The sequence below is a fragment of the Rhodoferax sp. U11-2br genome, from assembly GCF_018619435.1.
Lineage (GTDB): Bacteria > Pseudomonadota > Gammaproteobacteria > Burkholderiales > Burkholderiaceae_C > Rhodoferax.
This window is the reverse complement of sequence record NZ_JAHFZF010000005.1, coordinates 157,180-170,483: the sequence shown is the minus strand read 5'-3', so window position 1 is coordinate 170,483 and position 13,304 is coordinate 157,180. Positions and strand designations below refer to the sequence as shown.

Genomic DNA, 13,304 nt, shown 5'->3' with positions numbered 1-13,304 from the left:
GATGATGTCTCCCCACTTCCGCCAATCGATGACATGGCTGCACACCTGGATGGGCCTGGTCCTGGGTTTTGTGCTGATGGTCGCTTTTTTCTTTGGTGCCTTGTCGGTGTTTGATCGCGAGATCGACCGCTGGGCAATTCCCGAAACGCGCTTCGAGCCCCAGCCTATGCCCAGTTTTGACAAGGTATTGCAGCCGGTTTATGCCCAACTGAAACCGCATCCGGATGACATGGTGGCGACGCAACAGCGCGTCATCGGCACCCTACCACACCCCGATACGATGCCCATGTCCTCGCTCTACGCCTACACCACACACCGTGACCCGGTGCTGGCCATCGGCGGCGAGTTCGACGTGCCCAACAAACTGAAGGACGACACCGACGAACACGCACACGTCAATGGCTGGGCGACCATCGACCCGCGCTCGGGCCAGTTCCTGCCCGACGACAAGCTCAAGATCGGCAGCGGCTGGTTCTACCCCATGCATTACCAGCTGAACTGGTCGTGGCAGAACATAGGCTCCTGGCTGGTAGGTCTGGCCGGGTTCAGCATGCTGGTGGCGCTGGTCAGCGGGGTCATCATGCACCGCAAGATCTTTCGCGAATTTTTCACCTTCCGCCCCTGGAAGCGCACCCAGCGCAGTGCGCTGGACCTGCACAACCTGAGCGGCGTGCTCGCCCTACCCTTCCACTTCTTCTTCGCCCTCACCGGGCTGGTGATCTTTGCCAGCACGGTTTACTTCCCGGTTGGCCACACCTTGCTCAAGCCCTTGCACGAACAGCACGAGGTGTTGGAGGCCCGGCGCACCGGACTGCCGCACGAGCCAGCGGGTGTCGCGGCGCCGCTGGCGTCGGTCGATGCGATGGTGTTGGAGGCCAAGCGGCGCTGGGCGGCGCGCGACATGCCAGGTGAAGTCGGCTTGCTCTTCATCGAACACCTGGGCGACAGCAACGGCTACGTCAGCCTGTACCGTGCTGGCAGCGACCAAGTCGCGCTGGTCGGCCAGGCCATCCACTTCAAAGCCAGCACCGGCGAGGTGCTGCGTGAGGAACCGCCGCCCAGCGCGGTGGGTGGTATCAACGAGTTCCTCACCGGCCTGCATCTGCAACACTTCAGGCACTGGCTGCTGCGCTGGCTCTACGTGCTCGGTGGCCTGCTGGGCTGCGTTTGTATTGCCACCGGCTTCATCTTCTTCGTCGAAAAGCGCAAAAGAAAACACGCCGAATCCGGCAGCCAGGGCAGCCGCGTCGTTGATGCGCTGGCGGTGACAACGGTCACCGGCATGGTGATTGCCACTGTTGGCATGCTGGTGGTCAACCGAGTGCTGCCAAGCCATCTGGTGGGCAAAGGCGATTGGGAGCAACTGGCCTTCTGGGGCCTCTGGGTGTTGGCCATGTTGCACGCCTTTGTGCGCAGCGCACCGGTGGCGCAGGCAAAGAGGAACCCTGCTTGGCGAGAGCAGTGCTGGGGCATTGCCCTGCTGGCCCTGGCCGCCGTTGTGCTGAACTGGCTGAGCACGGGTGACCATCTGTTCAAGACCATGGTCGGCGAGCCGTATTGGGCGGTGGCTGGTGTGGATCTGAGCCTGCTGGCCTCGGCCGGCATCGCCGTCTGGGTGGCACGCAAACTGGCGCAACGTGACCAGGCGCACTTGTCACAGCTCACTGCGGAGGTGGCCCATGGCTGAGGCGCTGACGCTGTGCCTGGCGGCAGTGTTGTCGTTCACCGGCATGGGCTGGCTGGCACTCAGCCTGGAGGTGCATTGGCAGCAGACTTTTGGCCATCAGGCGGTGTTGACCGCCCGAGCCACCCAGCGGCTGCGCCTGCTCGGCTGGACGGGCCTGCTGCTGTCAGCGGTGCTCTGCTTCGTCGCCGACCGGCCGTCGATGGCTGTGCTGGTCTGGCTCATGCTGCTGGCGGCGTCCGCCAGCTTGATGACACAGGTGCTCGCCTGGCGGGCGCCCTGGCTGCGGATGCTGGTGTTGCGGGTCAGGCGCTGATCGGAGTGGGGGCGCGCTGGCTGGCCCAAGCTCAGCTGTTGCGTGCGTCAATGCCCCAGCGGGCCAGCGCCGCATCGTCGCTGACGCGGGCATCGACCCACTGCGAGCCATCGGGCGTGGTTTCCTTTTTCCAGAACGGTGCCTGGGTCTTGAGGTAGTCCATCAGGAACTCGCAGGCGGCAAAACTCTGACCCCGGTGGGCAGAAGTCACGGCCACCAGCACAATCTGGTCCAGCGGCTGCAACAACCCAATGCGGTGGATGACACGGGCGCCCAGGATGTCAAAGCGTGCCGCAGCGGCATCGATCATGGCCTCAATCGCGGCTTCGGTCATGCCCGGGTAGTGCTCCAGCTCCATGCTGCTGATCTGGCCTGGTTGGCCCGCCGTGTGGTCACGCACGGTGCCAACAAAACAACACACCGCACCAACCCGGCCATCCTTTGCACGCAGGGCGGCAAGTTCGGCCGTGGCGTCAAAATCTTGGGTCTGAATCGATACCCTTGCAGGGTTTTGCTTCAAAATGGCCTCCAGCCCTTATGGATAAAGGGCAGACAGATATATTTTTAATAGCGCACCAGCCGATACACCAGAGACCAACTTGGCCAAGCGCTAGCCCCCGGTCACCGGCGGGAAAAACGCCACTTCGGCGCCCTCGGTCAAAGCCTCTGCCTCGTTCGCCATGATCTGGTTAAGCGCGAGCCGCACAGCACGGCCACGCGCCAAACTCTCGGCATGGTCACCCCCCAGCGCTATCAGTTCGTCGCGCAAGGCACCCAGGGTATTGGCCTGTGTCTCGCGCACTTCCACGCCGGTACCAATGGCTTCGCGGATCGAGGCGAAATACTTCACGGTGATCTTCATGACAACAAGGCCGCAAACGGGATAAAACGCACTGTGTCACCGGGCGCAATGGTCTGGCCGGGCGGGTTGTCGACCAGACCATGCCCCCAGACCGCCGAGGTCAACACCGCCGCGCTCTGGTTGGGAAACAGCTCCAACGCACCCACCGCGTTCAGTCGCGCTCGCAGAAACTCTCGGCGTGTATCGGCTCTAGACCAGGTAAATCCTGAGGTAGTCACTATAGATAGCGGAGCAACCTGGGTCACCCCCTGCAGTCGCAACAAAAACGGCCGCACCAACATCAAAAAGGTCACCAGCCCCGACACCGGGTTGCCCGGCAGGCCGATGAAATGGGCACCCTGCCCCGTCACTCCATCCCGGGTGATCTGGCCATAAGCAAAGGGTTTACCGGGCTTGATAGCGATCTGCCACAGGTTCAACTGGCCCAGCGCCTGCACGGCGGGTTTGACGTGGTCTTCTTCCCCCACCGAGACACCGCCACTGGTCAGGATCAGGTCATGCTGCTGCGCGGCGGCGGCCAGCGCGTCGATGGTGGCTTGGCGCTGGTCAGGCACGATACCCAGGTCGGTCACCTCACAACCCAGGCGGGTCAGCAAGGCCTTGAGCACAAAACGGTTCGAGTTGTAGATGGCGCCGGGGCGCATGTCTTGTGGTGCCACCTCGCCGGGCATGACCAGCTCGTCACCGGTGGACAACAACGCCACCTTGGGGCAGCGCACCACCTGCAGCTGGTTCATACCAATACTGGCCGCCAGCCCAAGTGATGCGGGGGTCAGACGCTCTCCTTTCGAGAGTATGGTAGCGCCTCGCTGGATGTCTTCACCGCTGCGGCGAATCCATTGGCCAAGCGTCACTGGTCCGTTGACCAACACACAGCCGTTCTCTTGCAATTGACAGTTTTCCTGCATCACCACCGCGTCCGCACCGGGTGGCAACGGCGCACCAGTGAAGAGTCGCGCCACCGTTTGCGCGGCCAAGGGCTCAGGGCTGCTGCCCGCAGGGATGCGCTGCGACACCAGCAAAGCCTCCCCCGCGGCCAGATCGGCACAACGCAGGGCATACCCATCCATCGCGCTGTTGTCATGGGGCGGCACCTGCAGGGCAGACACCAGGTCTTGCGCCAACACCCGGCCATCGGCGTCGAAGGTGGAGATGGAGTCCACCCCGTCCAGGGGGTGCGCAAAATCGAGCAACTCCGCCAGTGCCTCGTCCAGCGGTTTCAAAGGTGGGCGCACAGTGGCTGGCTCGGCTTCAGACGCAGCGACTGCGGATCAACTGCTTGATGGCGGCAGCATCGGCCGCCATGGTGATCACCCGCTTGGGCAAAGCCTCGATGCCGTCAAACTTAGCCGGGCGCTCCGGCTCACGGCCCGTGGCTTCGACGATGGTTTCAGCAAATTTGATCGGCAAGGCGGTCTCCAGCACGATCATCGGCACATCGGTTTGCAACTGCTCACGCGCCACCTTGACACCGTCGGCGGTATGCGGGTCGATCACCATCGCGTGCTGCTCAAAACTCTCCTTGATGGTGGCCAGGCGGTTGGCGTGGGTGCTTTTGCCGCTGACAAAACCGTAGCGCAGGCGGATGTCGTTGAAGGCCGGATGCTGGCTCAGGTCAAACTGGCCGCTGCGCGCCAGGGCCTCGCCAAACAGCGCTTTGACACGCGCGCCGTCGCGGCCCAGCAGGTCAAAAATGAAACGCTCGAAGTTGCTGGCCTTGGAAATGTCCATCGACGGGCTGGAGGTCTCATGCGTGTCGGCACTGGCGCGCACGCGGTAGACCCCGGTTTTGAAGAACTCGTCGAGCACGTCGTTTTCGTTGGTGGCCGCCACCAGCTTGGCAATCGGCAAACCCATCATGCGCGCGACATGGCCTGCGCAGATGTTGCCGAAGTTGCCGCTCGGCACGGTGAAGCTGACCTTCTGGTCGTTGGTTTCCGTGGCCTGGAAATAACCGGCAAAGTAATAAACCACTTGCGCCAGCAGCCGCGCCCAGTTGATCGAGTTGACCGTGCCAATCTTGTACTGGCGCTTGAAGTCCAGATCGTTGCTGACCGCCTTGACCATGTCCTGGCAGTCGTCAAACACACCTTCAACCGCGATGTTGATGATGTTCTCATCCATCAGGCTGAACATCTGCGCCTGCTGGAACGGGCTCATGCGACCGGCCGGGCTGGTCATGAAAACACGCACGCCTTTTTTGCCACGCATCGCGTATTCGGCGGCGCTGCCGGTGTCGCCACTGGTCGCGCCCAGGATGTTGAGTTGTTCACCGCGACGTGCCAGCTCGTACTCGAACAGGTTGCCCAGCAGCTGCATCGCCATGTCCTTGAACGCCAGCGTCGGGCCGTTGGACAAGGCCTCTAGCCAGATGCCGTTGTCCAAATGGCGCAGCGGCACGATCTCGCCGGTACCAAACACCTCGGCGGTGTAAGTCTTGGCGCAGATCGCGCGCAGGTCGTCGGCCGGAATGTCGTCGATATAGAGCGACAGGATCTCGAACGCCAGCTCGGCGTAACCCTGCACGTGGTAAACCTTGCGCCAACGGCTCAGGGTGGCGTCATCCACCTGGGGATAGGACTCAGGCAGATAGAGGCCGCCATCGGGCGCCAGGCCTTCAAGCAGAATGTCACAAAAACGCTTGGGGCTGTGGTCGCCGCGGGTGGAGAGGTAGTTCATCAGGCCAGTTCCTCCTTGCGGATGCGGGTGATGGGCCCCAAGACGGTTGGCAGCGCCTGCATCTGGGCGATAGCGGCGTTCATGCAAGCCTCGACACAGTCGTGGGTCAGGATGATCACGTCAGTTTGCGGCACTTGGGACTCGCCACAGACTTCATCTGCTTCGCGTTGCAACACCGCGTCGATGCTGATGCCGGCCTCGGCCAGGATGCCCGTGACCTTGGTCAACACGCCAGTCTCGTCGGCCACCCGCAGGCGCAGGTAGTAACTGGTGACCACCTCACTCATGGGCAACACCACCAGATCGCTCATGGCGTTGGGCTGGAACGCCAGATGGGGCACGCGTTGCGCCGCATCCGCCGTGTGCAGGCGGGTGATGTCGACCAGGTCGGCAATCACTGCGCTGGCGGTAGGCTCACTACCGGCGCCCTTGCCGTAGTAGAGCGTGTTGCCCACCGCATCACCGTTGACCACCACGGCGTTCATGGCGCCTTCCACATTGGCGATCAGGCGTTTGGCTGGCACCAGGCAGGGGTGCACGCGCAGCTCAATGCCATCGGCTTGGCGTTTGGTCACGTCGCCCTGGCGGCGCTTTGTGATGCCCAGCAGCTTGATGCGGTAGCCCAGTTGCTCAGCGTACTTGATGTCGGCAGCGCCCAGTTGTGTGATGCCTTCCACATAGGCCTTGTCAAATTGCACCGGCACACCAAAGGCAATGGAGGCCATCAGCGTGGCCTTGTGCGCTGCGTCCACACCTTCGATGTCAAAGGTCGGGTCGGCCTCGGCGTAACCCAGTGCCTGGGCTTCTTTGAGTGCCACAGCAAAGTCCAGGCCTTTGTCGCGCATCTCGCTCAAAATAAAGTTGGTGGTGCCGTTGATGATGCCGGCCACCCACTGGATGCGGTTGGCTGTGAGGCCCTCGCGCAGCGCCTTGATGATCGGGATGCCACCTGCCACGGCCGCCTCAAACGCCACCATCACACCTTTGGCAGACGCAGCGGCAAAAATTTCGGTGCCGTGCACTGCCAGCAATGCCTTGTTGGCGGTCACAACATGTTTGCCAGCCGCAATGGCCTCTAAAACCAGGGTTTTGGCAATGCCATAGCCACCGATGAGTTCGATGACGATGTCGATGTCCGGGTTGGCAATCACCGCGCGGGCGTCGCTGACCACGGTCACACCGGGGCCAACCAGCTCCTGGGCACGCGCCACGTTCAGGTCGGCCACCATCGTGATCTCAATACCGCGACCGGCGCGGCGTTTGATTTCCTCCTGGTTGCGCCGCAGCACATTGAACGCACCAGAGCCCACAACACCGATGCCGAGCAGACCAACTTGAATAGGTTTCATAATTTTCAAAAGTTACAGGTTAAATTGGCCTCTAGCCCTTATTTAATAAGCGCGAGTAGCTCTTAAAAAAAGAGTGCGTCAGTTGCTGTGCCGCTTGCGGTAGCCTTCCAGAAACTTGGCAATGCGGCCAATCGCCACACGCAAATCTTCTTCATGTGGCAAAAACACAATGCGGAAATGGTCCGGCTGCTGCCAGTTGAAGCCGGTGCCCTGCACCAGCATCACCCGGGTTTCACGCAGCAATTCGAGGAAAAACTGGCGGTCGTCGGTGATCGGGTACAGCGTCGGGTCCAGCTTGGGGAACATGTAGAGCGCAGCCTCAGGCTTGACACAGCTCACGCCGGGGATGGCGGTGATCAGCTCGTAGGCCAGGTCGCGCTGGCGGCGCAGGCGACCACCCTCACACACCAGGTCGTTGATGCTCTGGTACCCCCCCAGTGCGGTCTGGATCGCCCATTGGCCGGGGACGTTGGAGCACAGCTTCATGTTCGAGAGCATGGTCAAACCCTCGATGTAGTCACCGGCGGCCTTCTTGTTGCCCGAGACCACCATCCAGCCAGCGCGGTAACCGCAGGAGCGGTAACTCTTAGAGAGCGAGTTGAAAGTCAGTGTCAGCACATCGGTCGACAGGCTGGCCAACGCCGTGTGTTTGACACCGTCGTAAAGCACCTTGTCATACACCTCGTCAGCCAGAATCACCAAGCCGTGTTCACGCGCGATGGTCACAATGCCCTGGAGCAGTTCATCGCTGTACAACACGCCGGTCGGGTTGTTCGGGTTGATCACCACGATGCCCTTGGTCCGGGGTGTGATCTTGGCGCGGATATCGTCCAGGTCTGGCATCCAGCCATTGGCCTCGTCACACAGGTAATGCACCGGTGTGCCACCCGACAGGCTGGTCGATGCGGTCCACAGCGGGTAGTCGGGCATCGGCAGCAACAACTCGTCGCCGTTGTCGAGCAAGGCGTTGGTGGCCATGGTGATGAGTTCGCTGGCTCCGTTACCCAGGTAGATATCGTCGAGCGTCACACCCACAATACCCTGCTTCTGGGTTTCGTGCATGACCGCCTTGCGTGCCGCAAAAATGCCCTTGCTGTCCGAATAACCCGCCGAATTGGGCAGGTTGCGGATCATGTCCTGCTGGATCTCTTCAGGCGCATCAAAACCAAACACCGCCAAGTTGCCCAGGTTGAGCTTGATGATCTTCTGGCCTTCATCTTCCATCTGGCGCGCCGCATCCATGATCGGACCGCGGATGTCGTAAAGCACATTGGCCAGCTTGGCTGATTTGCGTATGGTTTTCAAAGTCCCTCCGGGAGTGGCTGCACTTGGGCGAAACCTATAATTTGACCACAAGTCTTTGCGCTTCCACGGCGCAGGCCCCAGCACCGGTAACCCAGCGCGCCCCAGACGGCCTGACACCCCGAAAGACCCATGAAAATACATCCCGACAAGCCGCATTTCCAGTCCATCAACGCCTACGGCCCTGACTGGGTACAGGTAGGCGGCGAAAAAATCACACACAGCATCATCCTGGACTCGCGCGGCAAACGTTTGGACTGGCCCTGCAGCCGCTTTGAAGACATCACGACCGAGGTATTTGAGCAACTGGCGCAATGGCAGCCCGAGCTGGTGATTTTTGGCAGCGGTGAACGCCTGCGTTTTGTCCACCCGAGCCTGACCCAAGCCTTGATGCAGCGACAAATTGGCCTGGAAACCATGGACACCCAGGCGGCTTGTCGCACTTACAACATCTTGGCCGCCGAGGGGCGATATGTCGCGGTTGCACTGCTAATGCGTTAAAATCCGCAGTTGGCAGTCGAGGGCGCAGCAGCGCTATAAAAAAAGGATAGTGTCCGCGACTTGAGAGACTGACGCATCCTGTCACACGAGATTGAAGAACCATGGCGATTGTTGTCAATAAACCCATCCCCGAATTCGAGTCCAATGCCACAGGCGGTATCCGGGTCACCAACACGTCCCACCTCGGCCACATCGTCGTTTTGTACTTTTACCCCAAAGACAACACCCCTGGATGTACCACCGAGGCCATGCAGTTTCGCGACAAGTACAAAGACTTTGTCAAGGCCGGTGCCACGGTGTTTGGTGTCTCGCGCGACAACATGAAGTCACACGACGATTTCAAGCAGAAGCTGGAGCTGCCGTTTGAGCTGATCGCCGACACCGAAGAAAAGATGTGCCACATGTTTGGTGTGGTCAAAAACAAGATCATGTACGGCAAGAAGGTCAAGGGCATCGAACGCAGCACCTTCCTGATCGGTGCCGACGGCACCCTCAAGGAAGAATGGCGTGGCCTGAAAGTACCCGGCCATGTGGACGAGGTGCTGGAAGCGGTCAAGAACCTCAAAAAGACCGCCATCGCGGCCTGATACCACCGGTTTTGCCAAACCCTGGAGACAGGACCTGCCAAAACACACCGTCCGGCGTCGTTGTCAGACAGCTCGTGCATAATGATTTGCATGTTGTTGACAGTCACGCCAACTCGCTTTGAAACAGCCGCCCTGGTGACATGGCGGCTGTTTTGCTTTTAGCCCCCATACCTCATCACTTCGAGAGTTTTCATGCCCTTGCCCTCTGCTCCTACCAAACGCGCCGCCTTGCTGTCACAACAAGAGTATGAAACACCCGCCAAGACGCGCCCGAAGCAAAAAGCCACGGTCAGCGCCGAAGTGCCCGAACCGGTCAAGGCGGCCGAAGTCCTGACCAGCAGCCCGGCCACAGCCACACCGCCCAGCCGCAGCCGGACCAGCAAAGCAGCGCAACCCATCCAGGCAGATCGGCCCGTAACCACACCCGAAGTTGTGCGCCCCGCCGCTCCCAAACCGGTGGAACGTTCCCGCGCCAAATCCAAGCGTTTTGAGGGACCCACCCGCCTGTTTGTGCTCGACACCAATGTGCTCCTACACGATCCGAGTTGCCTGTTCCGTTTTGAAGAGCACGACATCTTCCTGCCGATGATCGTGCTTGAAGAGCTGGACGCCCACAAAAAGGGCATGACCGAGGTGGCGCGCAACGGCCGCCAGACCAGCCGGTCACTGGACGCACTGGCCGAACACCAGGGTGGCGACATCACCAGCGGCCTGCCGCTAGATGCCACCGGCCACACCGAAGCGCGTGGCCGCCTGTTCTTCCAGACGCAGCTGCTCAGTTACGACCTGCCTCTGAGCCTGCCCCAGGGCAAGGCCGACAACCAGATCCTGGGTGTGGTCGAAGCCCTGCGCAAACAACACGCACCGCGCGAGGTGGTGCTGGTGTCCAAGGACATCAACATGCGGGTCAAAGCCCGCGCGCTGGGCTTGTCCACCGACGACTACCAGAACGACAAAACCCTGGAGGACGGTGACCTGCTGTATTCGGGCGCTTATGCCCTGCCCTCTGACTTCTGGACCACCCACGGCAAATCGGTGGAGAGCTGGCAACAGGGTGCCCACACCTTCTACCGCATCAGCGGCCCGGTGGTGCCGCAGCTGCTGGTCAACCAGTTTGTCTACTTCGAATCACCCGGTGAACCCAGCCTGTACGCCAAGGTGACAGAAATCCGGGGCAAAGTGGCGGTGTTCAAAACCCTGCGCGACTTCACCCACCTGAAAAATGCGGTCTGGGGCATCACCACCCGCAACCGCGAGCAGAACTTCGCGATGAACCTGCTGATGGACCCCGAGGTCGACTTTGTCACCCTGACCGGCACCGCTGGCACCGGCAAAACGCTGATGGCGCTGGCATCGGGTCTGACACAGGTGCTCGATGAACGCCGCTACACCGAAATCATCGTGACGCGTGCCACCGTCAGCGTCGGCGAAGACATTGGTTTCCTGCCCGGCACCGAAGAAGAGAAGATGGGCCCGTGGATGGGGGCGCTCGACGACAACCTGGAAGTGCTGGGCAAAACCGACACCGCCGCCGGTGAATGGGGCCGTGCCGCCACCAACGAGCTGATCCGCAGCCGCATCAAGGTCAAGAGCATGAACTTCATGCGCGGGCGCACCTTCCTGAACAAATACGTGATCATCGACGAGGCCCAGAATCTGACCCCCAAGCAGATGAAGACCCTGATCACCCGCGCCGGCCCAGGCACCAAGATCATTTGTATGGGCAACATCGCGCAGATCGACACGCCCTACCTGACCGAAGGTTCATCGGGCCTGACTTATGCGGTGGACAAATTCAAAGGCTGGGCACATGGCGGCCACATCACCCTGGCCCGGGGTGAACGCTCTCGGCTGGCCGACTTTGCCAGCGAAGTGCTTTAAATTGAATAGCTACTAGCCCTGACAACGTAAGGGCTAGAGGCCGTTTTGATGTAAGAAAGCTGAACGGGTCTGCGCAGACCCGTGCCAGCTGGCCTAAAAGTCGCCAGTGCCGCCACTGGCCAAAGACTCGAACTTTGTGATGTTTTTCAGGAATGCCAGTTTGACAGTCCCGGTCGGGCCGTTACGCTGCTTGGCAATGATCACCTCGGCCACACCAGGCTCTTTGGAGGTTTCGCGGTTGTAGTAATCGTCGCGGTAAATGAACATGATGATGTCGGCATCCTGCTCGATGGCGCCGGACTCGCGCAAGTCACTCATCATCGGGCGTTTGTCGGGGCGCTGCTCCACACTTCGGTTCAGCTGCGACAGAGCAATCAAGGGGCATTTGAGCTCCTTGGCCAACATTTTTAAACCCCGCGAGATTTCACCCAGCTCAGTAGCTCGGTTTTCACCGTCACTGCCATTGGAGCCACTCATCAACTGCAAGTAGTCCACCACGATCAGGCCCAACTGGCCACACTGACGCGCCAGGCGGCGCGCGTTGGCCCGCAGTTCGCTGGACGTAAGACCCGCAGTTTCATCAATGTTCAAGGAAATGGTGCGCAACTTTTCAATGGCCTCGGTCAAGCGCGGCCACTCGTCGTCGGTGAGTTTGCCGGTGCGCAGGTGGCCCTGGTCGATGCGTCCGATTGAGCCCACAATCCGCACCGCCAACTGCGCCGCCCCCATTTCCATCGAGAACACCGCCACTGGCAGGCCCTCGTTCATGGCTACATGCTCGGCGATGTTGATGGCAAACGCCGTCTTCCCCATCGACGGACGCGCAGCCAACACCACCAAGTCACCCGCCTGCAACCCCGCTGTCATGCGATCCAGGTCATAAAACCCGGTGGGCACACCGGTGACGTCGTTCGGGTTGTCGGCCATCTCCTGGACCCGATCCAGCAAATCCACCACCAGCGTGTCCATGCTCTGGAACCCTTGCTTGGTGCGCGAGCCCTCCTCGCCAATGTTGAAAATCTTCTGTTCTGCCTCGTCCAGGATGGACGCCACCGGTCGACCCTTGGGGTTGAAGGCGTTGGCCGAGATTTCTTCGCTGGTGGACACCAGTTTGCGCAGGATCGAGCGGTCACGCACGATCTCGGCGTAACGACGGATATTGCCAGCGCTGGGCACATACTGCGCCAACGCGTTCAGGTAACTGAGCCCGCCCACCTCTTCGGCCTTGCCCAAGCTCTGCAACTGCTCAAAAACCGTGATCACGTCGGCAGGTTTGGAAGCGTTGATCAGCACGGTCATCGCCGAGAACACCGCACGATGTTCATAGCGGTAGAAATCTTGCTCGGTGAGCACATCACTCACCCGGTCCCAAGCAGCGTTATCCAGCAACAGCCCGCCCAGTACACTGGACTCAGCCTCAATGGAGTGCGGCGGTATACGCAGCTGCGCCACTTGGCGGTCTGGGACCAGGTCATCTTGAAGAGCGGGAAAAACAGCAGACATGGGAGATTCCTTGAAGCTTGAATACTAAGCCGTGATGGTTGGGGTGTCGAGTAACAAGCTGGGGGTGACGTCTGTATAAACTGTGCACAAGCTGTGCAAAGGCACAAACGGTGATTGCACCAATACAAAAGCCGCCAGGGTTTGCACCCGGGCGGCTTTGTCAAGCAGCGTCTGCGGCTTAAGCGGTTTCGCCGTAGACCGACACGGTGATGTCCACCACCACGTCGGTGTGCAAGGCCACACCCACGGTGTTGTCGCCAACCACTTTGATGTGGCCAAGCGGCATACGGATCTGAGCCTTGGTCACGGCAAAACCGGACTTGGTCAGCTCTTCAGCGATGTCGGCATTGGTCACCGAACCGAACAAACGGCCATCCACACCGGCTTTTTGGGTCAGCTTGCAGGTGGTGCCTGCCAGCTTTTCACCCAAGGCTTGTGCTTCAGCCAGCTTGGCGGCAGCCGCTTTTTCGAGCTCAGCGCGGCGGACTTCAAATTCTTTCTTGGCGGTTTCGGTGGCGCGACGGGCGCGGCCAGACGGAATCAGAAAGTTGCGGGCGTAACCGTCTTTGACTTTAACGATTTCACCGAGATTGCCAAGGTTCACCACCTTGTCGAGCAGAATGATTTGCATGGTAGGTAG

General features: G+C 60.4%; 13 protein-coding genes. 5 read left to right on the top strand and 8 right to left on the bottom strand.

Going from position 1 to position 13,304, the window contains the following annotated elements:
• The first annotated feature begins 4 nt into the window (after nucleotides 1-4).
• Both KKO72_RS05380 and KKO72_RS05375 read left to right on the top strand, forming a co-directional pair.
• A complete protein-coding gene (locus KKO72_RS05380) occupies nucleotides 5-1,687 on the top strand; it encodes a PepSY domain-containing protein (RefSeq protein WP_214936251.1) in 1,683 nt (560 codons plus the stop codon).
• The gene (locus tag KKO72_RS05375) at nucleotides 1,680-2,000 is read left to right on the top strand and encodes a DUF3325 domain-containing protein (RefSeq protein ID WP_214936186.1); all 321 of its coding nucleotides are present in this window, start codon (nucleotides 1,680-1,682) and stop codon (nucleotides 1,998-2,000) included. Before KKO72_RS05380 ends, KKO72_RS05375 begins: the two co-directional genes overlap by 8 nt.
• A gap of 31 nt (nucleotides 2,001-2,031) precedes the next feature.
• Here KKO72_RS05375 and KKO72_RS05370 read toward each other — a convergent pair whose 3' ends face one another.
• From KKO72_RS05370 to KKO72_RS05345, 6 genes are all read right to left on the bottom strand, one after another.
• Nucleotides 2,032-2,520 carry a molybdenum cofactor biosynthesis protein MoaE gene (locus tag KKO72_RS05370; RefSeq protein ID WP_214936183.1) on the bottom strand — a complete coding sequence of 163 codons (489 nt, stop codon included), beginning with the start codon at nucleotides 2,518-2,520 and terminating at the stop codon, nucleotides 2,032-2,034.
• Between the two features lie 90 nt (nucleotides 2,521-2,610).
• Nucleotides 2,611-2,862, bottom strand: coding sequence for a MoaD/ThiS family protein (locus KKO72_RS05365; protein WP_214936179.1), 252 nt, complete (start codon nucleotides 2,860-2,862; stop codon nucleotides 2,611-2,613).
• The gene (glp, locus tag KKO72_RS05360; RefSeq protein ID WP_214936176.1) at nucleotides 2,859-4,097 is read right to left on the bottom strand and encodes a gephyrin-like molybdotransferase Glp; all 1,239 of its coding nucleotides are present in this window, start codon (nucleotides 4,095-4,097) and stop codon (nucleotides 2,859-2,861) included. Before glp ends, KKO72_RS05365 begins: the two co-directional genes overlap by 4 nt.
• 16 nt (nucleotides 4,098-4,113) lie before the next feature.
• On the bottom strand, nucleotides 4,114-5,541 hold the full coding sequence (gene thrC, locus KKO72_RS05355) for a threonine synthase (RefSeq protein WP_214936174.1): 1,428 nt from the start codon (nucleotides 5,539-5,541) through the stop codon (nucleotides 4,114-4,116).
• Nucleotides 5,541-6,890, bottom strand: a complete 1,350-nt coding sequence (locus tag KKO72_RS05350; RefSeq protein WP_214936172.1) for a homoserine dehydrogenase — start codon at nucleotides 6,888-6,890, stop codon at nucleotides 5,541-5,543. Before KKO72_RS05350 ends, thrC begins: the two co-directional genes overlap by 1 nt.
• Nucleotides 6,891-6,968: 78 nt before the next feature.
• Complete coding sequence (locus KKO72_RS05345; protein ID WP_078366089.1) at nucleotides 6,969-8,195, bottom strand: pyridoxal phosphate-dependent aminotransferase; 1,227 nt, start codon at nucleotides 8,193-8,195, stop codon at nucleotides 6,969-6,971.
• A 129-nt stretch (nucleotides 8,196-8,324) separates the two neighbouring features.
• On the opposite strand from KKO72_RS05345, the gene KKO72_RS05340 reads away from it, so the two are divergent.
• The 3 genes from KKO72_RS05340 to KKO72_RS05330 all read left to right on the top strand — a co-directional run bounded on the left by KKO72_RS05340 (nucleotide 8,325) and on the right by KKO72_RS05330 (nucleotide 11,161).
• Nucleotides 8,325-8,693: an Mth938-like domain-containing protein gene (locus tag KKO72_RS05340; protein WP_214936170.1), complete on the top strand. Its 369-nt coding sequence runs from the start codon at nucleotides 8,325-8,327 to the stop codon at nucleotides 8,691-8,693.
• A gap of 101 nt (nucleotides 8,694-8,794) precedes the next feature.
• On the top strand, nucleotides 8,795-9,280 hold the full coding sequence (locus tag KKO72_RS05335; protein ID WP_078366091.1) for a peroxiredoxin: 486 nt from the start codon (nucleotides 8,795-8,797) through the stop codon (nucleotides 9,278-9,280).
• A gap of 192 nt (nucleotides 9,281-9,472) precedes the next feature.
• Nucleotides 9,473-11,161, top strand: a complete 1,689-nt coding sequence (locus KKO72_RS05330) for a PhoH family protein (RefSeq protein WP_214936168.1) — start codon at nucleotides 9,473-9,475, stop codon at nucleotides 11,159-11,161.
• A gap of 93 nt (nucleotides 11,162-11,254) precedes the next feature.
• Here the strand turns inward: KKO72_RS05330 and dnaB are convergent, their stop codons facing one another.
• Both dnaB and rplI read right to left on the bottom strand, forming a co-directional pair.
• Complete coding sequence (gene dnaB, locus KKO72_RS05325) at nucleotides 11,255-12,664, bottom strand: replicative DNA helicase (RefSeq protein WP_214936166.1); 1,410 nt, start codon at nucleotides 12,662-12,664, stop codon at nucleotides 11,255-11,257.
• A gap of 178 nt (nucleotides 12,665-12,842) precedes the next feature.
• On the bottom strand, nucleotides 12,843-13,295 hold the full coding sequence (rplI, locus tag KKO72_RS05320; protein WP_078366094.1) for a 50S ribosomal protein L9: 453 nt from the start codon (nucleotides 13,293-13,295) through the stop codon (nucleotides 12,843-12,845).
• Nucleotides 13,296-13,304: the final 9 nt, after the last annotated feature.

Excerpts from the sequence above, each read along its gene's own strand:
- thrC (WP_214936174.1), bottom strand. The coding sequence starts at position 5,541 with ATGAACTACCTCTCCACCCGCGGCGACCACAGCCCCAAGCGTTTTTGT.
- KKO72_RS05330 (WP_214936168.1), top strand. The coding sequence starts at position 9,473 with ATGCCCTTGCCCTCTGCTCCTACCAAACGCGCCGCCTTGCTGTCACAA.
- KKO72_RS05380 (WP_214936251.1), top strand. The coding sequence starts at position 5 with ATGTCTCCCCACTTCCGCCAATCGATGACATGGCTGCACACCTGGATG.
- KKO72_RS05340 (WP_214936170.1), top strand. The coding sequence starts at position 8,325 with ATGAAAATACATCCCGACAAGCCGCATTTCCAGTCCATCAACGCCTAC.
- KKO72_RS05335 (WP_078366091.1), top strand. The coding sequence starts at position 8,795 with ATGGCGATTGTTGTCAATAAACCCATCCCCGAATTCGAGTCCAATGCC.
- rplI (WP_078366094.1), bottom strand. The coding sequence starts at position 13,295 with ATGCAAATCATTCTGCTCGACAAGGTGGTGAACCTTGGCAATCTCGGT.
- dnaB (WP_214936166.1), bottom strand. The coding sequence starts at position 12,664 with ATGTCTGCTGTTTTTCCCGCTCTTCAAGATGACCTGGTCCCAGACCGC.
- KKO72_RS05365 (WP_214936179.1), bottom strand. The coding sequence starts at position 2,862 with ATGAAGATCACCGTGAAGTATTTCGCCTCGATCCGCGAAGCCATTGGT.
- KKO72_RS05350 (WP_214936172.1), bottom strand. The coding sequence starts at position 6,890 with ATGAAACCTATTCAAGTTGGTCTGCTCGGCATCGGTGTTGTGGGCTCT.
- KKO72_RS05375 (WP_214936186.1), top strand. The coding sequence starts at position 1,680 with ATGGCTGAGGCGCTGACGCTGTGCCTGGCGGCAGTGTTGTCGTTCACC.